This window comes from Granulicella mallensis (assembly GCF_014203225.1).
GTDB classification, from domain to species: domain Bacteria; phylum Acidobacteriota; class Terriglobia; order Terriglobales; family Acidobacteriaceae; genus Granulicella; species Granulicella mallensis_A.
Window position 1 is genome coordinate 18,769 of sequence record NZ_JACHIO010000010.1, and the last position, 26,081, is coordinate 44,849.

Annotated in this window: 22 protein-coding genes; 12 read left to right on the top strand and 10 right to left on the bottom strand. The window is 60.4% G+C overall.

The features are described 5' to 3' along the window. Window positions 1-2 precede the first annotated feature (2 nt). Both fmt and HDF15_RS12535 read left to right on the top strand, forming a co-directional pair. Window positions 3-938 (top strand): methionyl-tRNA formyltransferase, encoded by a 936-nt coding sequence (gene fmt, locus HDF15_RS12530; protein ID WP_184256023.1) that lies wholly within the window; start codon window positions 3-5, stop codon window positions 936-938. Continuing rightward, window positions 922-2,286: a transcription antitermination factor NusB gene (locus HDF15_RS12535; protein ID WP_311733101.1), complete on the top strand. Its 1,365-nt coding sequence runs from the start codon at window positions 922-924 to the stop codon at window positions 2,284-2,286. The genes fmt and HDF15_RS12535 overlap by 17 nt, the downstream gene beginning before the upstream one ends. A 278-nt stretch (window positions 2,287-2,564) precedes the next feature. Here HDF15_RS12535 and HDF15_RS12540 read toward each other — a convergent pair whose 3' ends face one another. The 9 genes from HDF15_RS12540 to HDF15_RS12580 all read right to left on the bottom strand — a co-directional run bounded on the left by HDF15_RS12540 (window position 2,565) and on the right by HDF15_RS12580 (window position 13,620). Continuing rightward, a complete protein-coding gene (locus HDF15_RS12540) occupies window positions 2,565-5,438 on the bottom strand; it encodes a TonB-dependent receptor (RefSeq protein WP_184256028.1) in 2,874 nt (957 codons plus the stop codon). A 407-nt stretch (window positions 5,439-5,845) separates the two neighbouring features. Next, on the bottom strand, window positions 5,846-6,688 hold the full coding sequence (locus HDF15_RS12545) for a PASTA domain-containing protein (protein ID WP_184256030.1): 843 nt from the start codon (window positions 6,686-6,688) through the stop codon (window positions 5,846-5,848). A 220-nt stretch (window positions 6,689-6,908) separates the two neighbouring features. Next, window positions 6,909-8,363 (bottom strand): cation diffusion facilitator family transporter, encoded by a 1,455-nt coding sequence (locus HDF15_RS12550; RefSeq protein WP_184256032.1) that lies wholly within the window; start codon window positions 8,361-8,363, stop codon window positions 6,909-6,911. 22 nt (window positions 8,364-8,385) lie between these two features. Beyond that, a complete protein-coding gene (gene ubiE, locus HDF15_RS12555; RefSeq protein ID WP_184256034.1) occupies window positions 8,386-9,144 on the bottom strand; it encodes a bifunctional demethylmenaquinone methyltransferase/2-methoxy-6-polyprenyl-1,4-benzoquinol methylase UbiE in 759 nt (252 codons plus the stop codon). Next, window positions 9,141-10,268 (bottom strand): 3-dehydroquinate synthase, encoded by a 1,128-nt coding sequence (gene aroB, locus HDF15_RS12560; RefSeq protein WP_184256036.1) that lies wholly within the window; start codon window positions 10,266-10,268, stop codon window positions 9,141-9,143. Before aroB ends, ubiE begins: the two co-directional genes overlap by 4 nt. Window positions 10,269-10,355: 87 nt before the next feature. Continuing rightward, window positions 10,356-11,273, bottom strand: coding sequence for a TerC/Alx family metal homeostasis membrane protein (locus tag HDF15_RS12565; RefSeq protein WP_184256038.1), 918 nt, complete (start codon window positions 11,271-11,273; stop codon window positions 10,356-10,358). 40 nt (window positions 11,274-11,313) lie between these two features. Beyond that, window positions 11,314-12,249, bottom strand: coding sequence for a M28 family peptidase (locus HDF15_RS12570; RefSeq protein WP_184256040.1), 936 nt, complete (start codon window positions 12,247-12,249; stop codon window positions 11,314-11,316). Continuing rightward, entirely contained in the window at window positions 12,249-13,043 is a 795-nt protein-coding gene (gene tatC / locus HDF15_RS12575) for a twin-arginine translocase subunit TatC (protein ID WP_014265236.1), read from the bottom strand. Before tatC ends, HDF15_RS12570 begins: the two co-directional genes overlap by 1 nt. Then, on the bottom strand, window positions 13,033-13,620 hold the full coding sequence (locus HDF15_RS12580) for a twin-arginine translocase TatA/TatE family subunit (RefSeq protein ID WP_184256042.1): 588 nt from the start codon (window positions 13,618-13,620) through the stop codon (window positions 13,033-13,035). The genes tatC and HDF15_RS12580 overlap by 11 nt, the downstream gene beginning before the upstream one ends. Before the next feature lie 219 nt (window positions 13,621-13,839). On the opposite strand from HDF15_RS12580, the gene HDF15_RS12585 reads away from it, so the two are divergent. Both HDF15_RS12585 and HDF15_RS12590 read left to right on the top strand, forming a co-directional pair. Continuing rightward, window positions 13,840-15,009, top strand: a complete 1,170-nt coding sequence (locus HDF15_RS12585) for a beta-propeller fold lactonase family protein (protein ID WP_184256044.1) — start codon at window positions 13,840-13,842, stop codon at window positions 15,007-15,009. A gap of 88 nt (window positions 15,010-15,097) precedes the next feature. Continuing rightward, entirely contained in the window at window positions 15,098-16,306 is a 1,209-nt protein-coding gene (locus HDF15_RS12590; RefSeq protein WP_184256046.1) for an SH3 domain-containing protein, read from the top strand. 125 nt (window positions 16,307-16,431) lie between these two features. On the opposite strand, the gene HDF15_RS12595 is transcribed toward HDF15_RS12590, so the two are convergent. Continuing rightward, complete coding sequence (locus HDF15_RS12595; RefSeq protein WP_184256047.1) at window positions 16,432-17,568, bottom strand: DegT/DnrJ/EryC1/StrS aminotransferase family protein; 1,137 nt, start codon at window positions 17,566-17,568, stop codon at window positions 16,432-16,434. Between the two features lie 258 nt (window positions 17,569-17,826). Here HDF15_RS12595 and hfq point away from each other — a divergent pair, with 258 nt between their 5' ends. The 8 genes from hfq (at window position 17,827) to atpD (ending at window position 26,059) form a co-directional block, all read left to right on the top strand. Further along, entirely contained in the window at window positions 17,827-18,132 is a 306-nt protein-coding gene (gene hfq / locus HDF15_RS12600) for an RNA chaperone Hfq (RefSeq protein WP_014265242.1), read from the top strand. Window positions 18,133-18,266: 134 nt separating this feature from the next. Further along, the gene (hflX, locus tag HDF15_RS12605) at window positions 18,267-19,724 is read left to right on the top strand and encodes a GTPase HflX (RefSeq protein ID WP_184256049.1); all 1,458 of its coding nucleotides are present in this window, start codon (window positions 18,267-18,269) and stop codon (window positions 19,722-19,724) included. Window positions 19,725-20,093: 369 nt separating this feature from the next. Continuing rightward, window positions 20,094-20,558: a hypothetical protein gene (locus HDF15_RS12610; protein WP_184256051.1), complete on the top strand. Its 465-nt coding sequence runs from the start codon at window positions 20,094-20,096 to the stop codon at window positions 20,556-20,558. Further along, complete coding sequence (locus HDF15_RS12615) at window positions 20,558-21,301, top strand: ATPase (protein ID WP_184256053.1); 744 nt, start codon at window positions 20,558-20,560, stop codon at window positions 21,299-21,301. Before HDF15_RS12610 ends, HDF15_RS12615 begins: the two co-directional genes overlap by 1 nt. Continuing rightward, a complete protein-coding gene (gene atpH / locus HDF15_RS12620) occupies window positions 21,301-21,849 on the top strand; it encodes an ATP synthase F1 subunit delta (protein WP_184256055.1) in 549 nt (182 codons plus the stop codon). The genes HDF15_RS12615 and atpH overlap by 1 nt, the downstream gene beginning before the upstream one ends. Before the next feature lie 55 nt (window positions 21,850-21,904). Next, window positions 21,905-23,452 (top strand): F0F1 ATP synthase subunit alpha, encoded by a 1,548-nt coding sequence (atpA, locus tag HDF15_RS12625; protein ID WP_014265247.1) that lies wholly within the window; start codon window positions 21,905-21,907, stop codon window positions 23,450-23,452. Window positions 23,453-23,458: 6 nt separating this feature from the next. After that, window positions 23,459-24,550: a F0F1 ATP synthase subunit gamma gene (locus tag HDF15_RS12630; RefSeq protein ID WP_184256057.1), complete on the top strand. Its 1,092-nt coding sequence runs from the start codon at window positions 23,459-23,461 to the stop codon at window positions 24,548-24,550. Between the two features lie 66 nt (window positions 24,551-24,616). Further along, window positions 24,617-26,059: a F0F1 ATP synthase subunit beta gene (gene atpD / locus HDF15_RS12635; protein WP_014265249.1), complete on the top strand. Its 1,443-nt coding sequence runs from the start codon at window positions 24,617-24,619 to the stop codon at window positions 26,057-26,059. Window positions 26,060-26,081 lie beyond the last annotated feature (22 nt).

A 26,081-nucleotide genomic window follows, 5' to 3' on the forward strand; every position in this document is an offset into this window, starting at 1 on the left:
CAATGAAACTGGTTTTCTGCGGTACCCCGGAGTTTGCTGTCCCGACGCTCCGTGCCGTTCTGGATGCGGGCCACGAGGTTGCGCTGGTCCTTACTCAGCCGGATCGGCCGGCCGGACGCAAGATGGAGTTACAGGTGCCGCCGGTGAAGCGGCTGGCTCTCCAACGCGGGTTGCGCGTGCTGCAGCCAGAGCGGATTAAATCTGACCAGGAACTTCGTGGAACACTCGAAGGAATCCAGCCAGATGCCATTTTGGTGGTCGCTTATGGCCGCATCATTCCAAACTGGATGCTGGAGTTGCCGCGTTTTGGCAACATCAACCTGCATGGATCTCTGCTACCCAAGTATCGGGGCGCGGCTCCGATCCAATGGGCAGTCGCGAAGGGCGAGACCGAGACAGGGGTGACGACGATGCGCCTCGACGCCGGACTCGACACAGGGGATATGTTGTTGGAAAAACGAGTCCCTATCGGGCCGGACACGACGGCGGTCGAACTTTTCGCACAGCTTTCGCACGTTGGGGTTGAGGTCGTGCTCCAGACGCTCGACGGACTGGCGAAGGGGACGCTCGCGGGCAGGCCGCAGAACCACGATGAAGCCACACTTGCGCCTCTGCTGACACGGGAGGATGGGAAGCTCGACCTCGCTCACCGCACGGCGCAGGAGGCTTACAACCGCTGGCGCGGGTTCTATCCGTGGCCGGGAGCCCATGCAACATTGCATGGCAAGCGCTTCCTGGTTCATCGCATGCATCCTTCCTCTGCGGATTTGAAATTGGTTCCCGGGGAGCTCGATTGGTCCACGGGTGAACTGCTTGTTGGTGCGGCGGAGGGAACGCTATTGGTGCTCGACGAGGTGCAGCTTGAGGGGAAACCGCGACTTGCGGGGATAAACTTCGTGCGAGACTTTCAGCTTCATGCGGGTGAGCGCCTTGACTGACCCGCGCAGACCAGGCCCGGGCGGAAGGACTCAGGGGAGGCCTCCCCAACGACCAGCCGCAAAGTCCACCCAGAAGCCGCTTGCCAGCATTACCCCGGCGCGCCTGGCGGCGTTCGAGATTCTCGAACGTGTGGCGACCAGTAGCGCCCACAGCGATGATCTTTTGTATGGCTCGGGTTTGGCGCTGCTTTCGCAGGCGGACAAGAATCTGACCACTGCTTTGGTGCTGGGCACGCTGCGCTGGCAGATCGCGCTCGATGCCCGTATCAAGCCCTTGCTGCAGCGGCCTGAACTGACGCTGGCACAGCCCGTTCAGACGGCTCTGCGGCTGGGTGCTTTCCAACTGCTGCATATGGATCGCATTCCGGCCCATGCGGCATTGAGTGAGAGTGTCGAGCTTGCCCGTGCGGCGGGACACCCTTACGCCGTGGGGATGGTGAACGCCGTGCTTCGTAAGCTGGCTGCAGCGAAGCCTCTGGGGCAGCGTCTGCATGAGTCGACGTCTGCATTTGCCGAGCGGCTGGGACATCCTTCGTGGCTTGCCGAGCGGTGGGTGACGAACTATGGCCGGGCCACAGCGCTGGCCATCTGCGAGTACGACCAGCAGGAGCCAAGGGATGGAAGCCTTTTTTCTCAGGAAGATACCGAAGAAGGTGGAAGCCAGCCGAGACTCGACGATGGCTCGCGGCTAGTGGGCGAGCTTGCGGCTGCCAGTGTCTCCGGGGCGCAACGCATCTGGGATTGCTGTGCGGCTCCGGGCGGCAAAACCCTGTTGCTGGCACAGCGCCATCCGCTGGCAGAGCTACTGGCGACGGATGTCAGTTCGTACCGGCTGCGTGCGCTGGCGCAGCGACTGCAGCGGGACGCTCACGGCAAAAAGGTTCGCACGGTTGAGGCTGATGCTTCGACTCTTTCTGAAGATGAGGGACTCTTCGATCTGATCCTCTGCGATGTGCCGTGCAGCGGTACTGGAACACTGGCGCGGAACCCTGAGATTCGGCATCACTTGCGTCCGAGTGATCTGGCTCGACAGGCGGAGCGGCAGAGAGCGATTCTCTCTGCGGCGCTTCTGCGGCTTGCGCCCGGTGGGCGGCTTATCTACTCCACCTGCTCGCTGGAGCCGGAGGAGAATGAGCAGGTGGTGAAAGTGGTCTTTGAAGGGATTAAGGAGAAGATCGGCATCTCTCTCGTCTCGGCAGAGCCGGTGGTTGCCAAGTTGCAGGGGCAGGGAGTTCTGGCTGCCGAGGCGAACGTTGCGAAGCTTACGCGCGATGGGTTTCTGCGGACGTTGCCGGGGGCGGGGTTTGAGGGCGATGGTTTCTTCGCGGCGGTCTTTGTGCGGGGGTAGAGGGTACGGAGGAAGATTCGGCAGGTGGAGCGCGTTGAATCATTCCTTCTCGATCGCTCTGCGGAGATTCGTTCCGATGGTTGGAGTGGTTCGCCTCAACCAAGGAAGGCAATTCAGTCGTTGCGCCCTGCGGGCTTCACTCGGGCCTTCGGCAGAGAGGTAGGCTCCTGCGGAGCCGTTTTTGCGGCATGGCTGAAGCCATGCCCTTAACGAAACAGTGCCGCCGCAAACTGTTTGCACCGTTCGATTTCACTCCAAGGTCAGTTGGATGACGCACCCTAGAAGCTGAAGATCGCCTGCAGAAAGACAACTCGATTTCCTGGTGCGGGTGAGCCGAAGGGGCCGCTTGCGAGGGTGACGGATTGACCAAAGAGCGGAGACTTGAGGGTCCCGTTCGGGGTTCCGCGATTATCGATGTTGAACACGTTGAGTGCGCCGGCGATGAAGGTCAGGTTGTAACGCCGTGGGACGCTCGCGTCGAGCTTGATCTGCTGCTGATTGCCGCTCAGTGCTCCTCCGCCCGCCTGCATGTTGGGGCCTCCGGTCTGTGTCTTGATATGGGGACCAATGCCGATGCTCTTGCTGACACGCATGTGAAAGGCGACGTTTACCGGGCCTGTGCCAAGGTTGTAGGGGATCATCCTCTCATTTTTTCCGGCGGGGTTCTCATCCAGGCAGCCGAAGGGCGTCGAGACGACATCTGGTATGCCGCAGGTTCCATAGGTGGGACGGGCGTTGTATTGGTTGTTGCCGGTCAGGTCGTCGCCGATGGTGATGTTGTAGGGAGTGCCGGACTGCGCTGCGAGGAGCGGCGCGATGGTGATGCCGTGCGGCGCGGTGTAGGTGGCAAGCAGGAAAAGCCGGTTGTGAATGCTGAAGCTGGCGCGCCCATAGTCAAGCCCGGGATTTTGAGCAACCGAAGGGACGTACGTGACGCCGGAGGTATCGCTCTTCGCATCGCTGAAGGCATAGTTGGCGTTGATGCCGAGTTTTTTGTAATGCGTACCGAACGTAGCGGTGATCTGGCTTTCATTGAAGATACCGCCGGACTGGAACTGATTGTTGTAGACCGTGGGCGGCGGGCCGGTGATCGTGTAGCTGCCCACGTCGAATGCAGGCGCTGTTACGACATTCGTAAAATACTGGTGGACGCCTCGTGTGAAGAGATACGTGACGTTGGCGGTGGTGTTTTTCCAGAGTGTGCGGTCGATGCCGACGCCGCCCTGCATGTTAAGGGCAGCATGAAAGTGCGGGTCTATCGTATCGATGGCGGGCGTCGAACCGGGATAGCTCTGTAGCGTACTCGCGGGAAGAGAAGCATCCAGGTCGTAGCCCCCGGGCTGCGGCTGTAGATTGTTGATGACGTAGGACTGTTGGTTGACTCCGTTCTGGTGAATGGTCTGAATGACGTAGGGCGTACCCGTACCTGAACCTAACTGGCCCGGCATCGTGAAGCGAGTGTAAAACCAGCCGTAACCTGCACGCAGGACGGTCCTGGGCGGCTTCTTGCTGTCGAAGTGCGGCGCCCACGCTACAGAGAGGCGTGGTGCAAAGTCTGCGTGATCGCGGATGCGATTCTGGCCCTCATACCGCACACCATAGCTGAAGGTGAGTCCGGGTTGGACGCGCCAGTCGTCCTGATAGAAGAGGGCTGCGTCAAAGAGCAGGGCGCGTGCGAGCGGATTCCTGATGACGACCGCCTGGTACTGATCCGGGGCACAGCCTGGGTTGGGCGATGGAAGGCAGGCCTCGTATTGCGAGGTGTTCTGGAAGTTGTACTGACCGTTCTCACCGGAGGTTGTCACATTGGCGTCGCGGTAAGAGCGAAGCCGGGCGCCGAAGCGGATCGTGTGTTTCCCCGCGGTGGCCGTGGAGTAATTCTGTAGTTCCATTACGTCCTGGTGATCCGTATTGGTGCCGGCGTAGTTGCCGCCGGTGGTAAATGCGCCTTGCACCGTTTGCGTCGGTGTCGTGACGACGGCGTACTGATTGTTTCGTATGCGCCGCCACTGGAAATGTGTCTCGTTGATAAGGTGCGGATTGACGACGATCGTGTCGCTGATCTGCAAGGCGTTCTCATAGTTGATTGCATTGAGCGCCTGGCTTGCCAGGTTCAGGTTGCCCACGCCGTTGCCGGAGGCCACGTTGCGGTGGAACGCATCGCGGATGGAAAAGGTATTGTTCGCTCCTAGCTGGAAATCAATGCGCGGGTTGATGTCCAGGATGGACGACGGATTGGGATTGGTCGCGAGAAGCTGTGTCGATAGGTTCGATGGGTTGGTCGCATCGATGATGTTTTGCACCTGCCGCCGCATACCGAAGATGCTGATGAAATAGGAAGAATGCCTGGTGAGTGGGCCTGTGACATCGCTTTGAAGAAAGTAGAGGTGATATTCGGGGGTGTCGGGAACCAGTGCGTTGTTCGTGTTGAGCGAGGAATCGGTTGCAAGCGACGTGACGTGGCCGCCGAATTTGTCCGAGCCGGGTTTGGTAAGGATTTCAACCCGCCCATAGCCGATGCTGTCGAACTCCGCAGAGAAGGGGTTCTGGTTGACCCGAATCTCCCGGATCGACGATTTGGGAGGAAGCTGGCCCCCGGTGAAGCCATCGATGTAGATCTGCCCCCCATTGGGACCAGCAGCCGGCCCGGCGAGCGCCTGCAGCTCATTTTGCAATTCATCCGGGTCGTCCGAGAGCGCGTCGAGATCATCGCCTTTGAGGATGATGGCTCCGGCGTTCTCATCGGGAGAGACGCTGACCCCGGAGGATTGCCCGTTGACCTGCACGTTCTCCTGTTCGACGGCGATGGAGAGGGTGAGGTTGAGTTGCCTGGTATGGCCCGATGCGATCGCGACCATTGCGTTGGGCGGGAGAACGAATCCGGGAGCGGTAACCGCGATCCGGTAGCTGCCAGGCTCCAGATCGCGAAGAGTGTAGGCACCGTCCGAACCGGAGGTGGTCTTGCGGACTTCGCTGCCCCTGGTCAGAGTGATCGTGGCTCCAGGGATGACAGCGCTGCTTGGATCGAGGACCGAACCGCGGAGCCCGCCTGTCGCCTGCGCGGAGACGGTGCAGGGAACAAGAGCCATGAAGAACAGCATAAGGATCCCGATAGCTGAACGAAGGGAGGGCAACCGTTGCATCCGACGCATGAAGAATCCTCAGGCAGGGTATGGGTTGGCTCGAATCCGATGTTTTGGAGGTTCGACGAACAGAGCAGGTGTTGAGGTCTTACGTAAGGTAAGGCCGGAATATTCCTGCTACCCTATGTAGCATTCGTCATAGCTTGTAGTCAAATATTTCTGCGTAGGCGGTTGGCCCAGATCTCATCTTGTTCCAGGGAAAGGGAGCCAGGCGTCTCGTTTTTCAGACGTGGGCAGTCTTCAGGAGGTTGGAGACCCTCCTGGCAGAGTATGGGGGATGCGGCTGCTGTGTTGATCCAAACTGCAAACGCCGAGTGCGCGAAGGGCGCTAAGTTTGCGCAGAGTTTACTTTGCGCAAACTTGGTGGACTCGACGTACTCCGCGTTTGCAGTTTGGAGCAATGCTAACTTGCGGCTTTAATTTCCTGGCTGATTTCCGCCCTGGGTAACCGTATGTCCGAAGATGAGGCGAACAGCGTCGCCCCGGTTGACGCGGTAGCCTGACTCGGGCTTTTGCCCTGTAACAGGTCCTACTGGGGCTGCCGGCACTGCGGGTGCTGCCGGTGTTGCAGAGATGGCGATGGCCTGTCCGTTGGCGTCGAGCTTTATGCCTCCGGCCTGGGGTGGTTTGGGTGTGACGGGAGCCGGAGGTGTGTCCGCGATGTACCAGACGCGCAACCCGAGAGCGGCGGCGGCGTGGTTCGCGGCTGAGTAGCTGAGGCCGACGAACGAGGGCAGCACAAACGCGCTGGAGGCACCGTTCGCCGTGGAACTGAGCAGCAGGCTGACGCGCGGCTGATCGACACCTGCATTTGGCGGAGGCGTCTGCGCGAGGACGACGTCGGGGGCTCCCGGAGCGTCGATGTGGGCCATCGTGCCGAGGTCCAGCGACATGCGGCGAATGTCCATCGAGGCCTGCCGCAGAGGCTCGCCTGCCACGTCGGGGATGGTGACCTGTTGTGGTCCCAGGCTCTCGGTTACGCGCACCTGCCAGCCGCGGCGCACGCGGGAGCCCGCAGCCGGGGCCTGCGACAACATGCGGCCGGCGGGGACGGTCGTGGAGTAAAACCTGTTCTCGATGGTGAGGTCGAGTCCGCTGCGCAGGGCCGCGTCACTGGCTTCGGGGACCGTCATGCCGGAGAAGTTCGGTACGGACAACTCGTGCCCATGCAGCGCAATCCGCAGCGTGAGCGCGGCGGAGATGAGGATTACCGCGATCATCGACAGTGCAGTAAGGGCCAGTTGGAAGTATTGCTTCATGGCATTCCCAGCATACAGAACAGATAGATGCAGAACCTCTTGTCTTGTACTGCCTCGATGCCTGGGGTGGTGATGATCCGAAAAAAGCGAAGCGCAAACCGTGACGCTTTAGCGTCGCGGGGCGGATTGTGCTGGGACTGGCAAAGAACGGGAGGAAGCAGGTTCGCTCGGCTACGCCTCGGAATGACAACCAGAAAAGCAACAGCCAAAGCCAAAGCGACTAGCGGCGGTTGTCGGTTGCCGGCTCCGGGTGGATGAGCACGCGGGAGACCTGGGGATGGTGGAGGCGGAACTCGCTCTCGAACTCGGTGATGACTTCATGCACGCGAGACATCGGCAGATCGTCGGGGAGGGTGCAGTGGCAGTTGACCTGCACACTGCTCGCAGAGCCTCCGTGGCCGCGCGTGACCGTAATCTCGTGGATGTCGATAATCTCGGGAAAGATGAGGGCGGTCGCCAGCAACTGTTTGGTCAGATTTTCCGTGGCTCCGATCTGGGCGGGGTGTGCGATCGTGGCGGGTTCGCTCTCGATGTGAGTCAACACCGTGGCGATACCAGGAACCTCGCGGCGCATCTCGGCTTCGAGATGGGTTGCAATGTCGTGGGCCTCGCGGAGAGACATCGTCTCAGGTACTTCGAGGTGCTGCTCGACGTGCAGAGCGCCGTCGTACTGTTGCACGCTGACGTCGTGGATGGCGAGGTTCGATCGTGCGGCCACGGCGCGGACACGGTCGAAGACGCTCTCGCGTAGCGCCGCGACCGGCACCGTGTGGATGACCACATCGGCTCCCGGCAGCAGCTTCTGCACGGCCGTGGTGGCGGCAAAGCCGATCTGTTCGGCGCGCTGGAAGGTGAGGTTGCGCGGTAGACCCAGCGTGAGGTCGACAAAGTAATCCGATCCGCCGCGGCGCACTCGAACGCGTTTGACGTAGAGGATTCCGTCGGTGGCTTCGAGGTTCTGGATAAGGTCGTGGCGAATCTGTTCGCGGGCTTCGGGCGGAGTCGCATCCAGAAGGGAATCGAGGGTCCGGCGTGCCAGCTTCCAGGTGACGCACAGAATGATGACGGCCACGGCGAGGGCTGCGATGGGGTCGGCGTATTCCAGTCCGGGCAGATGCAACTGCTCGCCAATGAATGTGGCGAGCAGGCCCAGGAAGACGGCTCCCGCCGACCAGAGATCGGTGCCGAAGTGGAGTGCGTCGGCCTCCAGGGCTTCGCTGCGTTGCTCTTCGGCGATGCGGTGCAGGGTGCGGGAGCGCGTGAAGTCCACGGCCATGGAGAGCATTAGAACGAGGAATGGCCAGACGGACCAGCGCAGTTCGAGATGCTTGTGATGCAGAATGCGCTGCACGGCCTCGATGGTGATCCAGACGCAGGAGGCGACCATGATGATGGTCTCGAGCGCGGCGGAGAGGTTTTCCAGTTTGCCGTGGCCGTAGTTGTGCTGCTCGTCCGCAGGTCGATCTGAGACGCGTACCGTCATCAGCGTGATGGCGGAGGCGATGAGGTCGATGGCGGAGTGTGCGGCCTCGCTCAACATGCCGAGTGAACCGGTCAAAACGCCGGTAATGAGCTTCAACAGCGTGATGGCGAGCGCGGCCATCAGAGACGACAGGGCCGCCGCGCTTTTGGCTGCGCTACGTTGTTCCAGTTCTGCCGTCGACTCGCCTTGCATTGCCCTGAGGATACACGTATCGCTATCGTTTCGTGCCGCGATAGAGCCCTGCCGCGCGCAGCAGGTAGCCATCCCACGCCGAATCCGCGAAGCCTGCGGAGGCCATGAGCGCCAGCATCTGTGGGGGACGGGGAAAGCGGGCGACTGAAGCTGGAAGATAGCGATAGGCCGCGCGATCGCCGGAGATCATGCCGCCGACGATGGGCAAGACGTGCTTGAAGTAAAGGTTATAGCCCGCACCGCTGAGGCCGTCCGGCTGGTTGCACTCCAGGATGCCGATGCGGCCTCCGGGGCGCAGGACGCGGTGGATCTCGGCGAGGCCTTCGGCGTAGTTCGTCAGGTTGCGAAAGCCGAAGGCGGAGGTGACGAGGTCGAAGCTGTTGTCCGGGTAGGGCAGGTGCATCGCGTCGCCTTCGACCCAGTCCACATTGGCGGAGGCGTACTTGGTGCGTGCGCGGCTGAGCATCTCGGCGGAGAAGTCGAGGCCGATGGCGGGCTCTCCGCTGGCGGGGCGCTGGGTCAGCAGGGCTGCGGTCATATCTCCGGTGCCGCAGCAGAGGTCGAGCACTCGGGATTTCGGATTGGCGAGAATATCGCGAAAGCTGCGCGCGGCGCGCAGCCACCAGCGGCGGTCGAGGCCCATGGAGAGCAGATGGTTGAGCAGATCGTAGCTCGGCGCGATGGAGTTGAAGATATCGCGGACGTGCTCGGCGGCTGCGGTTTCGGTGGCCTCACCGGAGGGGCGTGCGCCGAGCGCCTGTTCGTGCTCGACGGGGCTCAAGCTGTCACCTGCAGGCTGTTTACTTCGGACATCATCGCTGCGGCGGCTTCGAGCAGCTCGGCTTCGCTGACGTCGCGGACGACGGTTGCGTCTCCGATGCCAAGGGGCAGAACGAAGGAGCGTGCTCCACTGCGGTTCTTCTTGTCCTTGGCTGTCAGTGCGACGAGCTCCGTGGCATTTGTGGTAAAGCTGCGCAGGGGGCCATAGGCCCGGACGACGCGTTCTATCTGGGCCGCTTCGTCAGCGGTGATGAGGTTGCGATGGGCCGCTATGCCAGTGGCAGCAATCATGCCCCAGGCGATGGCCTCGCCGTGCAGTAGTTGTTTGTACTGTGTCGCGGCTTCGATGGCGTGGCCGAGGGTGTGGCCGAGATTGAGAATCATGCGCAGGCCCAACTCGCGTTCGTCCGCGCTGACGACATCGGCTTTGACGCGCACGCTGTCAGCGACGACGCGGGTCAGGGCGTCGCGATCGCCACGCAGTACGGCTGCGCTTTCGGTGTCCAGGAAGTCGAAGAGGGCACGGTCGCGGATGATGCCCGCCTTCACAGACTCCTGCAGCCCTGCACGCAACTCAGCAGGGGGGAGAGAGGAGAGGATGCTGGTATCGGCGTAGACCGCGAGCGGATGATGGAATGCGCCGGCGAGGTTCTTACCTGCGGCGAGATTGACGCCGGTCTTGCCGCCGATGGAGCTGTCGACCTGTGCCAGCAGCGTGGTCGGCACCTGCACATAGCGAATGCCGCGCATGTACATCGCGGCGAGGAAGCCGGTCATGTCGCCGATGACGCCACCTCCGAAGGCCAGGAGGATGCTGTCGCGGTCCGCGCCGTGCTGGGCCATCTCTTCGGCGAGGCGTTCGACTGTGGCGAGGCGCTTATGCTGCTCGCCTGCGGGAACACTGAGAAGTACGGGGGCGAAGGGGAAACCGCTCGCAAGGCGTTCGCCGTGCAGCTTCCAGATCTCCGGCGAGGTGACGACGAAGACGCGCTGCTTGCCAGCGCTCAGGCCGCCGTTGAGCAGGGAGTCGACGCGGGCTCCGATATGGGGCAACAGGTCGCTGCCGATCTCGACCTCGTAGGTGGAGGATGCTGTGCGTACTGCAATCTTTGTGTTGTTGCTCATCTTTATGAGGATATCGCGCCGCGTCGGATTTGGTTTACGCGGGGGAGAGAGGGGATCTTGTAGAGCAGAGAGCGATGAGGGATTGAGCTAAGAGGAGATTGGTTGTGTCGCGGGGCGGGTGAAGAGCAGAGACGCTCCGATGGTTACGCTGAGCAGGCCTGCGATTACCGCAAGCGATACCAGGGGGCCGATCTCAATCCAGGCGCCAAGCAGCATCTTGATGGCCGCGAAGGCCAGTACAGCCGCGAGTCCGAAGTGTAGAAAGCGCAGCTTGGCGAGCATCGCCGCGAGTAGTACGTAGAGCGAGCGAAGGCCCATGACCGCCATGATGTTTGAGGTGTAGGCGAGGAAGGGCTGGCGCGTGATGCTCAGGACCGCAGGGATGGAATCGAGGGCGAAGACGATGTCGGTAAGTTCGACGGCGACCAGCGCCAGCAGCAGGATGGTGCCCATTACGCGGCCGTTCTGGCGGACGAAGAAGTGGTCCTGGCTTTCGCTGATCGGGGAGAGCGTGGAGAGCCAGCGAATCCAGCCGGGGGTCTGGGTGGCGTCGTTCGGGTTTTCGGGGCGGAGCAGGCGGATGGCGCCGAACAGGAGAATAGCGCCGAAGGCGTAGCTGATCCAGTGGAAGCGGTGCAACAGGCCGAGGCCCGCGGCGATAAAGGCGCCACGCATGACGATGGCTCCGGCGACACCCCAGAAGAGAACGCGTGGCTGACGGACCTCCGGAATGCGGAAGAGCCGAAAGAGCAGCAGGAAGACGAAGAGGTTATCGATGGAGAGCGCTTCTTCGATCGCGTAGCCGGCCAGATACTGTACCGCTCCGGCGGAGGTATAGAAGCGCACTAGAACGGCTGCGAGCGAAAGCGCGGCGGCGACCCAGAGGATGGTCGCGTAGATGGCCTTGCGTTTGGTGTTGGGGACCGCGAGGTGCAGGAGGTATTCAAGTGCCAGGAGAGCGACGATGGCGACGTGAAACCAGATCCAGTGGGAGAGAGGTGTCAAGGTGAGAGGTGATCCTCTTCTTTAGTGCTGAGCTATTTCTTTAGTGCTGATCGATGAGCTTGACGACGTCCAGAAATAGATCGGCCGAGACCTGCAGGCTTGCCGGACTGATCTTGTCGATGGTGTCCTTTTCTGTGTGGTGAAAGGCCTCGGGGTCCTGCGCGGTTCCGTACTGGTAGTCAATGATGTCGAGGACTGGAACGCCGCGCTGCTTGAAGGGCAGGTGATCGTCTTCGATCGCCTGAGAGTCGCGGAAGAGATAGCTGACGTGGCCGGTGTCCTTGCCGGACTTTGCCAGGAGGTCGAGCAGCCAGGGGGTCGAGTTGCTCTCCCTGGTGATGTTCATGCTCTTCCAGCCGATCATGTCGGCGACAATGAAGGCCTTGATGTGGCTGATGGTACCGTCGCCCGACCACTTGGCGGCGAGGTGGCGCGTGCCGTAGAGGGAGTCGGAGCTGGACCATTCCTTGATGGCTTCTTCGCCGTCGTCGAAGACCAGCCAGACGGAGTAGCCTTGCGGCGGATGCTCGCGATAGTACTGGCCGAGCGCGATGAGCAGAGCCGTGGTGCAGGCGCCGTCATTGGCTCCGAAGAAGTTGATGTCCTTGAGCGGGTAGTTGGTCTCGTAGTGCGTGGCGAGAACGATGATACCGTCCTTCTTGCCGGGAAACTTGACGATGTAGTTCGTCATGCTGAGCTGCCCGATGGGCGTATTCGCGGAGAAGTTGTCGGTGACGAGGTTGCCCTTGGCGGCCTCAGGCTTGAAGTGCTGCTTGATGAAGTTTTCCGCGGCGGCATGGCCGGGCGAGCCGATGTAACGCTTCGGCGCGGCTGCAAGATATTCCTGCGTAAGCTTGTAGATGGCCTGGCCGGAGACGGCGTGTGTCTGGGCTTTGGCTGATGGCATCGACACGCAGTAGGCTGCGAGCGCGAGCAGAACTGTCAGTTGACGCAGGGCTCTTGAGCGAAAGTTCATCAGGCGGCTCCCTTTGCCTGTTTGCGCTTGTCGCGTGCCGCCGGATGGACGAGGAATGCAACGGCGACGCCGATGAAGTACAGCGCGAGCATGGGCGATGCGAAGAGGCACATGCCAATGGGGTCCGGCGTCGGGCAGATCACCGCGGCAATGAGAAAGATCGCCAGCACGGCATAGCGGAAGTGCTTCAGCAGGAACTTGGCGTCGACGATGCCGAAGAGCGCCAGAAAGAAGATCAGGATGGGCAGCTCGAAGGTGATTCCCAGGCCGAGGATCACCGCGAGGAAGAATCCCGTATAGTCCTCAATCGTAAGGATGGGGTGGAACTGCTTGCCGAAGTCCAGGACGAGTACCTTGATGGCCTCGGGCAGTACCCAGACATAGCCAAACCAGGCTCCTGCGAGGAAGAGGAGGACCGTCGCCGACATAAAAGGCCAGACGTACTTCTTTTCGTTGGCATACATGCCGGGCGAGATGAAGAGCCAGATCTGGTACAGGATGAAGGGCGAAGCCAGGATCACACCGCCGACGAACGACGTTTTGATGTAGAGGTTGAGGCCGTCCGTGGGGTGAGTGAAGTTGAGCTTGAGGCCCAGGTTCGTGACCGGGGCCTGCACGTAGTTGTAGAGGCGGACGTGGAAGACATAGGCCACGGCAAAGCCAATGAGAAGAAACCCGACGGACCAGATCAGGCGCTTACGTAGCTCTTCCAGGTGTTCCATCAGGCTCATGCCCGGAAGTTCGGCCCGGTCCTGTACGGCGGAGCGCGCGCGGTCGATCAGATCAGTCTCCATGTGACGCACTCTCCCGGGCGTACTCAAGCATTTCAGGTGAAACCGTCTCGGCTACAGGCTCTGTGGCCTGGGTTTCGGATTGAGGCTGGTGTTCCTCGGTGACTGGGATCGACTCCAGCAGGCCTCCGAGGGCATCGGTATTCCTGGTCTGCGGTACAGGCAGGCCGGTGGACGGAGGCATGATGTTCAACTCACCGGAGGTCGCAATGGGCAGGGGCTTCGGGCTCTCCGTTGTCTCGGCGAGGTGCTCGGTGGAGGCGGTTTCTCCGTCGTGGGTTACCGCAGCGTGAGTCTCCTCGGAGGAGGTCTCGGAGGGAATGGCCAGATGGGGATGCTCGGGCTCTGCTATCGCGGGCGTGACCGGCGCGGCGGCTTCCATGGCGGCGATCTGTTTTTGACGATCGGCCTGCTCGGACTGGCGGAGCTCCTCTTCCATCTGCATCTTGAATTCGTTGGAAGCACGGCGGAACTCACCCACCCACTTGCCGATCTCTCGGGCCAGGACAGGCAGTTTCTTCGGCCCAAAGAGCAGAAGCGCGAGGATAAATAGGAAGATGCTGTCGGAAAAACTGGGCATACAGGCTAGATGATACGGCATCGCAAGGATGCTTCGCACCGAAGAAACGCATGCGGTTGCTTCAATATGCAAGAAACCGCGAAACGGTTGCGGCGCTATTGCGTCCTACTCTCTATACGAATGATTGCCATCGTCTGGGACCGTATCCGGAACAGGTTCTGACTGTCCCCAGGCAATCCTGAGAAAATCATAGAACGACCAGTTATGGAGACTCGACGCATGGCCATCCCCTCTCGACAAACCTCAATTCGTTTCATCGTCGCCCTGCTGGGAGCAGTCACGGCACTCGGCCTGACGGGGTGCGGCAACTTCTTCCAATGCGAGGGGAAGCCGAGTTGCCCGGCGACGTCCACCGGTGGTGGGACGGGAACAACGAGCGGAGACTATGCCTATGTCTCCAACAGCACGTCGAGCACGAGCTCCATCAGCGTCTTTGACGTGTCGACCGGAGCGCCGCTGGCGCTTTCGAATTCCCCAATCTCCCTGGGCTATGAGCCGACCGCCATGGCCATTACGCCGAACAATTCCTTCTTATTTGTCTCGTCCACAGTGAATACAGCGGTCTACACGTATTCGATTGGTTCAACCGGCACATTGTCGAATGTGAATGGCACCCAAGCCGCAGTGACCCTCAATGCGTCTGCCATGGATATCTCGCCTGACAGCAAATATCTGTACGTTCTTGATTTCTCTACGGTCGGTACAAGTCTGGACCAATATTCGATCGGCTCGAACGGTGCTCTCACGGCCGTGACGTCAGGTTTTCCGCTGCCTCTTATAGGTACCAGCGGAGCTTCGATCAAGGTCGCTCCCACGGGCGATTTCCTGGTGGTGACACTCGGCACGGCGGGGGATGTGATTGTTCCCCTTACGAACGAAGTCATCGACTCCATCACCGCGAATCCGATTACCTTTACCACTTCGACTGTTGGCGATTTTGGAGTGGCTATCGACGAAAACGATCAAGTCTACCTTTCCCGAACAGGCTCGGTCGCGGTCTATCAAGTTGCATCGAACGGTGGTTCTTATAAGGAGATTACGAATACGGCTGCCAACTCCGATACAGGGGCAGGCAATCGTGCCATTCTGGTCAACGGAAGCAATGTATACACTGCGAACCTGACGGCAAATAATCTTTCCGGTTTTTCGGCTACCACCGCCGGTATCCTTGCCCCATTGACAGGGTCTCCCTATGCTGGTCCATCGACGGTTGGTGCCATCGGGGTGGACAGCAGTGGCAAATATCTCGTTGCTGCGGGGTATGGCACGGCCGGGGTCCAGGTGTATGCCATTGGTTCCACAGGAGCTCTTACGGTTTCGAGTACTACGGCGAACAACGGTACGTCCACCAGCGTACCGGTCGTGATGGCGGTGACACCCCTGCAATAGAAAGCACGACATCAACCTGCCGGGTTACCCTGTTGATGTCGCTATTTCTATTGCGCTGGATCTTCTTTCACAAAGGCACCGCCTGAACATGCTTGGTATCAACCCGAAGTCAGTTGCATTGCTTGCGGTAACAGTGATTCTTTCGCTGGGGCTGGCGGGGTGTTCGCACTTCAGGGTCAAGCCTGCGGACGCCTATGTCTACGTGACCGCGAAAGAGGACACCCTTCGAGACCGGGTGGCCCCTGTCTCGAACCGTACGGGGACCGTGTCCAATGGCGAGAAGCTGGTGGTGCTCGAACGCGCCCGGCGCTTCGTCAAGGTGCGGACGCCGCGTGGGGAAGTCGGCTGGATCAAAGAGAAGAACGTCGCCGACCAGGGCCTGGCCGATCAGTTCGAGGCGTTGCGGCTGAAGCATCTTAGCGATCGTGCGATTACCTCTGCGGCTACTCGCGACGAGGTGTACATGCACATCGCCCCGGGCCTGAAGACGGACCGATTCTTTCTTCTGGCCGAGGGCGACAAGCTGAGTCTGCTGGGGCGTGCCACGATTGCAAAGCCTGTCACGCCCGGGGCTGCCACGCCAGCTACAAAACCGGCGGGGAATGGCCGCGCAGGCAAGGCCGGCGCAGGGAAGGACGCGGCGGCCGATCAGCCTGAAGGGCCTCCGGCGCCTGTGATGGAGGATTGGTGGCTGGTTCGGGATGCGAAGGGCGATACGGGGTGGCTTTATTCCCACCTGATCGATGTCGACGCTCCTGACACGCTGGTGCGCTACGCCGAGGGGCAGCGGATCATCGGTGCCTATGTGCTGACCATGGTGGACGATCCCGATTCAGGCATCCTGAACAACGGGCAGACCGTTACCAGTATTCCGGAGTATCTGACCCTGCTCAGCCCCTACAAGGCGGGCTTGCCGTACGACTTCAACCAGGTTCGGGTCTTTATCTGGAATACGAAGAAACATCGCTATGAGACGGCGTTTCGCGAGCACAATATCGCAGGTTATCTGCCGGTTGTCGTAGGCGCCAATATCGATCCGTATGGCCATGCTCCGAACTCGGCGATTCAGTTGCCGGCCTTCAGCTATCGAGTGCTGGCGGGAGATGCTTCGATTCCGACGCCTGATCCGGTGACGGGAATCTACTCTCCGGCGAAGACGATCGAAAAGACGTATCGCCTGGAAGGCAATATCTGCCGGCGGATTCTGATCGCTCCTGGAACGGAGCCTCCGGCGGAGGCTCATCCTGATCCTGAGCCGGAGAAGAAGGCGAAGGAAGCTAAGAAGCGCAGGCGGTAACAGCCGGTAATGGAGAGCGTGTGTCACTCAACCGCGGTGGCAGCGTGTTCAGCCGTGCCCTTAACGAAACAGGTGTGAACGAAACAGGCATGGCTGATGCGCTGCCGATTGCGAGCCACTGCCGGTTATGAATAGAACCGTCTGATGGCCTCGACGACCGTATCCAGTTCATCCTCACGCAGTTCCGGGTAGATTGGGAGTGCCAGAACCTCTTCCGAAGCGCGTTCGCTGATGGGGAAATCGCCTTTTTTGTACCCGAGGGATTTGAGGCTCTCCTGCAGGTGCAGCGGCAGGGGGTAATAGATTTCCGTCCCGATCTTGTGTTCTGAGAGGAAGGTTCGCAGTTCATCGCGGCGTGGAGCGCGGATTACGTACTGATGGAAGACGTGTTCGGCACGCGGATCGGTGAAGGGGAGTACCAGTCCTTCCGCTGTAGAAGTACCTACCAGGCCAGCCTCGCGGAAGTGCTGGTCGTACAGGGCGGCGAGTTCGCGGCGGCGCTGGTTTCCTGCGGCCACACGGCGTAGCTTCACTTCAAGAACGGCTGCCTGCAGGGTATCCAACCGCGAATTCCAGCCGACCTCGTCGTGGAAGTAGCGCTGCCGCATGCCGTGGGCGCGCAGCATTCTGGCGCGTTCGTCGGACTTTGCGTCGCGGGTCGTCATCATGCCTGCGTCGCCGAAGGCGCTGAGGTTCTTGGTCGGATAGAAGCTGAACGCGGCAGCGTCGCCGAGGCCGCCGGCCACGACTCCATTCCAACTCGCTCCGAACGCCTGGGCGGCGTCTTCTACGAGGCGGAAGCCGTGTTTCTGGCCAAGGGTGGTGAATTCGTCCATCTCCGCGCATTGGCCGTAGAGATGCACCGGCATGACCGCCGCCACCCTGCCTGCCCCCGCCGGGAGCGGGGCGTTGAGGACTTCTGCGACTGCGTGGGGGGAGAGGTTGAAGGTGCGCTCGTCGATGTCTGCCAGGAGAGGGGTTGCGCCCGCGCGAAGGATCGAGCTGACGGTGGCAAAAAAGCTGAAGGGGGTCGTAATGACCGTATCGCCCGGGCCGATTTCAAGGGCTGCCATGGCCAGCCAGAGGGCATCGGTGCCGCTGGCACAGCCGATAGCGAAAGGCACTCCGCAGGCCGCGGCAGCGGCTTGTTCGAAGCGAGCGACCTCCGGGCCGAGGATAAAACGTTGCGATTCGCAGACAGCGGAGACGGCCGCCATCACTTCTTCACGAATCGTAGCAAACTCGCGCGAGAAATCGAGCATCGGAACAGGTTGCAGAGAGCTTTGTCGAACGTTATGAACCATCGTTCAACATTGTAGTTGGAACCATTGCAGCGCAGGCTCGTCTAACCATCAGACAAGGCGTTGGAATCTCCCTCGAAGGGCTTGGCTCTATCCGGGGAGGCTTTGTCAGGGTGAATGCCTGCAAACTCTGTAGAGCTGCACGTCTTAGCTCGCGTTCTGAGTCTGAGACGGGTTGTCACTTTGGAATGTATCGCATGAAAAAGGAGATCGGCCCACATGGATTCAAAGCCGGCACAGAACATTCAGGACACGTTTCTGAATACGGTCCGCAAGGACAAAAGCCCTATCACCATCTACCTGGTAAGCGGCGTCAAGCTGACGGGTAAGATTCGTTCGTTCGATAAGTACTCCGTCCTGCTGGAAAACAACGCGCAGGAGCAGCTCATTTTCAAGCATGCGATCTCTACCGTGGTCAGCGGCCGCTCCGGATTGCACGGCGAAAGCCGGCCTACAGAGCTGCGTGACCATCGCGTTCCGCCTACAGGCGTGGCGCCGGTGGAAGCTGTGCTGCGCAACGGTTGATCGACGAGCCTGAGGTTTGGCTGGAAACTGTCTGCAAACGAAAGAGATTCGCCAAGGGAGCTCTAGTTATGTTCCTTATGGCTTGTCGTCTCTTTTTGCGATAGTTTGATAGTTTCTGAACAGGTTCTCAAACTTTGTCGAGCAAACATTCACCGAGCATCAAAGACTCCCGCCTTGTCGCAGCGCAGGAGCAGGCGCTTCTGCGGGCACGTCAGCAGGCAACCAGGGAGCAGGCAGTCCTGGTCGCCGTCGAATTTACGGCGGACCGCCGGCGGCTCTCTCCTGCCGCGCAGCAGGCACGTGCCGCTGCGGCCATTCTCAATCGCTCCGCTATAGGCGAAGAGCCGGAGATCGATGCTTCGGCGAGCGCGCCGAAGCCTGCGGACCTTGACTTCGATGCCTCTCTGGCCGAGTTCCAGGAGCTGGCGCGGTCGGCCGGCGCGACTATAGCGGCAGTGCTGATCCAGCGCCGCCCTCATCCCGATCCGGCGACGCTGGTGGGCGGCGGTAAGCTTGACGAGATCGTCGCGACCGTAGCCGCTACCGGGGCGAGCCTGGTGCTCTTCGACCACGACCTGACACCCTCCCAGGCGCGCAACGTGGAGGCGCGGCTGCCTTGTACCGTCATCGACCGTACGCAGTTGATTCTAGACATCTTTGCGCGCCATGCGCGGACGAGAGAGGGCATGTTGCAGGTGGAGCTGGCGCAGTTGGAGTATCAGCTTCCACGGCTGGCGGGAAAGGGCAAATCGATGTCGCAGCTTGGCGGCGGCATCGGAACGCGCGGACCCGGCGAGACGCAGCTCGAAACCGATCGCCGCAGGATCAATCTTCGTCTCGACCGTATCAAGCAGCAGCTCGAAGCCGTACGGCGGATTCGCCGCCAGCAGCGTGGCCGCAGGGAGGCGGTGCCGGTGCCGACGGTCGCCCTGGTGGGCTATACCAATGCCGGCAAGTCGACCCTGTTCAACTCCCTGACGGGAGCGGAGGTGCTGGCCTCCGAACGCATGTTCGCTACGCTCGATCCGAAGCTGCGGCAGCTCACTTTGCCCTCGCGGCGCAAGGTTTTGCTGTCGGATACGGTGGGGTTCCTGCGCAATCTGCCTCATGCGCTGGTCACCAGCTTTCGCGCGACGCTCGAAGAGGTGGAACGCGCTGAGCTGCTGCTGCACGTCCGCGATGCCGCCAGTCCGACGCTCGACGAGCAGCGCTCCCAGGTAGAGGCTGTGTTGTCCGAGCTGAATGTCGGGGAAAAACAGACGTTGCAGGTGCTGAATAAGATCGATCTGCTGCCGCCGGAGACTCCTTTTGCGCCGGGGGCAATCCCTGTTTCCGGGCTCACAGGTGCGGGGCTGGACGATTTGTTGCATGCCATCGACGCGGCGTTGACCTCCGATCCCCTGATAGAGGTTCGGTTCCGGATTCCGCAGTCGGAGGGGCGAATTTTGTCGGCGCTGGAGCGGGGGGCGACGCTTTCGGGACAGCGTTTTGACGGCAATCTCGTCTATCTGACAGCGCTGGGGCCGGCGACGTTGTTGCGGCGCTATCGGCAGTACCAACTCCGCGAGGAGGAGGCATTGCCTGAGGGGTGAAATTGCAGGGAAAACTGTACAAAAACAATACAGGCCGCCTGAGAGGGGAGCGGAGGTGGTGTCCCCTTATCACGCGGCCTGCACGACCCGGAACGGGTCCCGGCTGGTGCACTTAGTGTATGCCTTTCGTGTCACGATGGCGTAAATTTCAGCCCTGGCGGCGCGATTTCTTTTGCTATTCTGAATGTGGCTGTTAACCGGCCAAGTACATCGTTTATCGCACCTCGTTTTTGACTTTCCACTTATGCGTTTGTTACAACTAACTCGTAACAACCCCAGTAATTTGCGCCGCAATTTCTACTCGCCGCGCGAGAGCCGGCAAAGGGCACGAGTCTATGTCCCTTGTCCTCTGTAAGACCCTGAAAATTCATGGAAATACTTAATCAACTTGGCGGTCTTGTGCTCGGCTCTGTGCCGACGATGATCCTGTTCGTTCTGCTGGTGATCGCGTACAACCTGCTGGTGCAGAAGCCACTGGAGCGTACCCTCGCAGAGCGTCGCGCACGCACCACCGGTGCAGTCGAGCAGGCTCGTGGAGCAATCTCCGCGGCGGAAGCCGAGACGGCCGCCTATGAGGACAAGCTGCGTGCCGCGCGTGCTGAGATCGTCGCCGCGCGCGAGCAGAAGCTGCATCAGTGGAATAGCGAGCGCGATGCTGCATTGGCCTCTGCCCGTGAAGTTGCCCAGGAGCGCATTCGTGTGGCGCGCAAGGACATTGCGACCTCCGCTGCTACCGCACGTATTCAGATTGAAAGCGCGACCGCGCAGTTGAGCGATAGCATTCTCCGTGCCGTGCTCCCCGCCGGAACCAACATCTCGGAGGCGCACCAGTAATGCTTCGTTTCTCACTCCGTACCGGGCTCCGTGGGCTCGCACTGCTTTCACTCGCTGCTGTTCTACTCTCGGCGCCAACTCATGTCCTGTTTGCGCAGGCTGCAAGCCAGCCTCAGTCGCGATCTCTCGCCAATGGCGGAGAGCGGAGCGCGCCGGATAGCGCGGTTCCTGAGAAGAAGGAAGAGATCAAGGACGAGAACGAGGCGTATCGCCAGTCTCCGACGGTGCAGAAGTTTGGCGCCATGCTGGGGATGAAGTCTGGCCAGGCTGCGACGGCCTTCGAGGTCTTCAACTTTATCGTTCTGGCAATTCTGGTCGGTTACGGCCTGCTGAAGACGCTCCCGAAGACCTTTCGCAATCGCAGCACCTCGATCCAGAAGAAGCTTGTCGATGCTCGTACGGCAACGCAGGAAGCTGCGGCTCGCTTGAGTTCAGTGGAAGAGCGGCTGGCCAAGCTGGATGCGCAGATCGCAGGAATGCGCACGCAGGCTGAGGCCGACTCTGTTCGCGATGAGCAGCGTATCAAGGCCACTGTCGAAGATGAGAAGGCGAAGATTATCGCCGCGGCTGAGGCTGAGATTCAGGCTGCGACTACGTTGGCCCAGCGTCAGATTCAGCAGTACGCTGCGGAGCTTGCTGTGGAGCAGGCAGCGCGCAAGCTGGTGGTTACGGCTGAGACGGACCGGTTGCTGGTCGAAAGCTTTGCGCATCGTCTAGGCGCGGATAAGGGAGGCCAGAACTAATGGCAATCGTCGATCTCCGCTACGCCCGTGCCTTTGCCGCTGTGGTCTCCGAGCAGAAGCTTGATGTGGCTGCTGTTCAGGGACAGCTCAATGATTTTGCCGCTACCCTTGAGGGCAGCGCCGATCTGCGTGAGGTCCTTGAGGACCCCTCTATTCCCGAACAGCAGAAGCTGCGCGTGCTGGATGCGATTGCAGCACGGCTCGGCATGAGCTCGGCGACACGTAATTTTCTTGCTGTGATTACGCATCATCAGCGTCTGCATGAACTGCGGCAGATTCTGGAAGCCTACCTGGCGCTTGCCGATGAGGCGACGGGAGTGGCGGAGGCCGAGATCGTTACGGCTCGTCCGCTGGACGATAACAATCGTCATCTGCTGGAGCAGCAGGTGGCAAAGCTTGCGGGTGGTCAGCATGTGCGGGCTACGTATCGTGAGGATGCCTCGTTGCTGGGCGGCGCAGTGGTCCGTATCGGATCGACTGTGTACGATGGTTCGGTTCGCGGACAGTTGCAACAGTTGAAGCAGCGGCTAGTTGCCGCACGAGCTTAGACAGTACAAAGCGCAGCATTAAGAGTTTGGAAGAGACGGAAGAAAAGGGAAGAGCATGGCACAGATTCAGGCAAACGAGATCACAGAACTCCTTCGCCAGCAGATCGAGAACTACGAGCAGCGCGTGCAGGTCGACGAGGTCGGCACGATCATCACCCTCGGCGACGGTATCGCACGCGTCCATGGCCTGGACAAGGTTATGGCCGGTGAGTTGATCGAGTTCCCGCACGGCATCATGGGTCTTGCGATGAACCTTGACGAAGACCAGGTAGGAACGGTCGTTCTCGGTGACTACAGCGAGCTGAAGGAAGGCGATGAGGTCAAGCGTACGGGCAAGATTATGTCCGTGCCCGTGGGCGAAGCGCTGATCGGTCGCGTGGTCAACGCGCTCGGCCAGCCCATCGACGACAAGGGCCCGATCAATACGCCGCACACGCTTCCGGTTGAGCGCCTCGCTCCCGGCGTGATTGCGCGCCAGTCGGTTACGGAGCCGATGGCGACGGGCATCAAGGCCATCGATACGATGATTCCTATCGGCCGTGGTCAGCGCGAGCTGCTGATCGGCGATCGCCAGACCGGCAAGACCTCGGTCGCGCTCGATACGATCATCAACTCGGCGAAGAACGACCTGATCTGCATCTATTGCGCGATCGGCCAGAAGCGCTCGTCGGTTGCTGCTGTGGTACAGACTCTCGAAGAGTACGGCGCGATGGCTTACACGATCGTGGTTGCCGCTACGGCTTCCGAGCCCGCTCCGATGCAGTACCTTGCCCCGTTCGCCGCGACGGCGATGGGCGAGTACTTCCGCGATAACGGCAAGCACGCGCTGATCATCTATGACGATCTCTCGAAGCACGCCGCTTCGTACCGCGAGATCTCGCTGCTGCTGCGCCGTCCGCCAGGCCGCGAAGCGTACCCCGGCGATGTGTTCTATCTGCACTCGCGTCTGCTGGAGCGTTCGTCGAAGATGTCGAAGGAGCTGGGCGGCGGTTCGCTGACCGCACTGCCGATCATCGAGACGCAGGCTGGCGACGTTTCGGCCTACATTCCGACCAACGTGATCTCGATCACCGACGGCCAGATCTTCTTCGAGACCGATCTGTTCAACTCGGGCGTTCGCCCTGCCGTAAACGTCGGTCTGTCGGTGTCGCGCGTGGGATTTGCTGCCGCCATCAAGGCGACCAAGCAGGTTGGATCGACGCTGAAGCTCGACCTCGCACAGTATCGCGAGCTGGCGGCTTTCGCCCAGTTCGGTTCCGATCTCGATAAGGTTACGCAGAACCAGTTGAACCGTGGCGCACGCCTGACGGAGCTGCTGAAGCAGCCCCAGTTCAAGCCGCTGACATGGGTTCAGCAGGTGGCGATCATCTTCGCCGGAACGCAGGGTCTGCTGGACGATGTTGAAGTGAAGGACATTCGCGCGTTTGAGGATGGCTTCTATTCGTACATGGATTCGGCGGCACCCCAGGTTCTGTCGGGCATCGAGTCGAAGAAGGCTCTGGACGACGATCTTCGCAAGGGCTTGAAGGACGCAATCACCGCTTACAAGCAGGACTTCCTCGCAGCACGCAAGGAAGCCGCAACCGCGGGGGCAAAGGCCTAAGAACGCATGGCAAACGTACTCGACTTACGGCGTCGCATCCGCAGCGTGAAGAACACGCGGCAGATTACCAAGGCCATGAAGATGGTCTCGGCTGCCAAGCTGCGCCGCGCCCAGGAGCGCGCTATGCAGGCGCGGCCTTACGCGCAGATGCTGACCAACGTGTTGGAATCGCTGGTGCGCCGCACGGACCTCTTCAATGAAGCGACCGGCGACATCTTGCATCCGCTGCTGGTGGAGCGCGAAGAAAAGAATGTGCTCGTGCTGGTAGTGGCGGGCGATAAGGGCTTTGCCGGCGGCTTCAATTCGAACATCGGCAAAGCAGCGCAGAAGTTCATCGACGAGCGCCGTGCCCAGGGACAGAATCTCGACCTGGAACCGATCGGCAAGAAGGCGATCGGTTTTTACAAGAAGCGTTTTCCGGCTGCAGTGTATGAGCACACGGAAGAGCTTTACGACAACGAGCTCTCGAAGCATATCGAGAACATCCGGCATCGTGAGGTTCCGATTGAAGTGGCGGCTGAACATCCGACACTGCTGGTGAAGACCGACTTCGAGGAAGTGACCAAACTGGCGCATTCGATCGTCGACCGGTACGAGCACTGTGAGATCGATTCGGTTTACATCGTCTTCAACGAGTTCAAGTCGGTGATCTCGCAGCGCGTTGTGGTGGAGAAGCTTCTACCCATCCGCAAGCTGGGATCGCACGAAGTGACGGCTCTCGAAGAGATGACCGAAGAGCAGAAGGAAGCAGCGGGTAAGGCTGCGCAGAGCGCTGGTGTCTCGATCAACGAGCCGGAAGAGACGGAGATCGATCAAGAGGCGAAGAAGTTTGGCACGGCTGAAGTCGATTACATCTTCGACCAGGCTCCCGAACGGTTGTTCCGCCACCTGATGCCACGTTATGTGACGACGCAGATCTTCCATGCGCTTCTGGAATCGACGGCTGCGGAACATGCGGCCCGTATGACCGCGACCGATGCGGCCACGAAGAATGCAGGCGATCTGATCGATAAGCTTTCGCTCACCATGAACCGTGTTCGTCAGGCTGCGATTACCAAGGAAATTATCGAAATTGTCAGTGGGGCTGCAGCGCTGTAGGGAAAGCAGATTCCCTCCGGGAATGACAGAAAGAAAAGCAACAGCGAGTTCGGAGTAAGACAAGTTATGGCAGAGAACATCGGAAAAGTGATCAGCATCAGCGGCCCGGCCGTTGACGTGCAATTTGAAGAGGCGCACATGCCTCCTATCTTCCAGGCGCTGCGCATCGTCGGAGACGGCTTTGTCACGCCGCAGCCGGTGAACGTCATCGTCGAGGTGCAGCAGCATCTCGGTGAAGGCCGCGTGCGCTGCATCGCGATGGTGGCGACCGAAGGTATGGTTCGCGGCATGAAGGCCATCGACACCGGCGCAGGCATCACGGTGCCGGTCGGTCGCGAGACGCTTGGTCGTGTGCTCAATGTGCTGGGTGAACCTGTAGACGAGCTCGGCCCGGTGAATGCAAAGACTCATATGCCGATCCATCGGCAGGCTCCCGCGTTCGACGAACAGTCGACCTCGGAGGAGATGTTCGAGACGGGCATCAAGGTCGTCGACCTGATCCTGCCCTTCTTGAAGGGCGGCAAGATCGGCCTGTTCGGCGGCGCCGGCGTCGGCAAGACCGTCGTGATTCAAGAGCTCATCAACAACGTTGCAATGAAGCATGGCGGCTTCTCGGTGTTTGCTGGAGTCGGCGAGCGCACCCGTGAGGGCAACGATCTGTGGCATGAGTTCCAGGAGTCGGGCGTTATCGACGTACACGACTTCAATAAGAGTAAAGCCGCACTGATTTACGGCCAGATGACCGAGCCGCCGGGGGCACGTTTGCGCGTGGCGCTGACCGGTCTGACGGTTGCGGAATACTTCCGCGACGTCGAGGGCGCCGACACGCTGCTGTTCATCGACAACATCTTCCGCTTTACGCAGGCGGGTTCCGAGGTCTCCACGCTGCTGGGCCGTATGCCTTCCGCCGTGGGTTACCAGCCGAACCTCGCGACCGAAATGGGTGAGTTGCAGGAGCGCATCACGTCGACCAAGAAGGGCTCGGTTACGTCCGTGCAGGCCGTCTACGTGCCCGCCGACGATATTACCGATCCGGCTCCCGCGACGACCTTCGCTCACCTGGATGCGACCATGTTGCTCTCGCGTCCTCTGTCGGAGCTTGGTATCTATCCGGCTGTGGACCCGCTGACCTCGACCTCGCGTGTGCTTTCGGCTCGCGTTGTGGGCCAGGAGCACTACGATGTGGCGCAGGGCGTGAAGCGTATTCTGCAGCGTTACAAGGACCTGCAGGACATCATCGCGATTCTCGGCATCGACGAGCTCTCGGAAGAGGACAAGCTCACCGTGTCGCGTGCGCGTAAGGTGCAGCGCTTCCTGTCGCAGCCGTTCCACGTCGCCGAGATCTTCACCGGTATCCCCGGTGCGTACGTCAAGGTCGAGGATACGGTGCGCAGCTTCAAGGAGATCATCGAAGGCAAGCATGATTCGATTCCGGAGCAGGCTTTCTATCTGAAGGGTGGCATTGAGGACGTTCTCGCCGCTGCCGAGAAGATGAAGCAGACGGCTTAAAGGCAGGGATTAGGGAACAGGG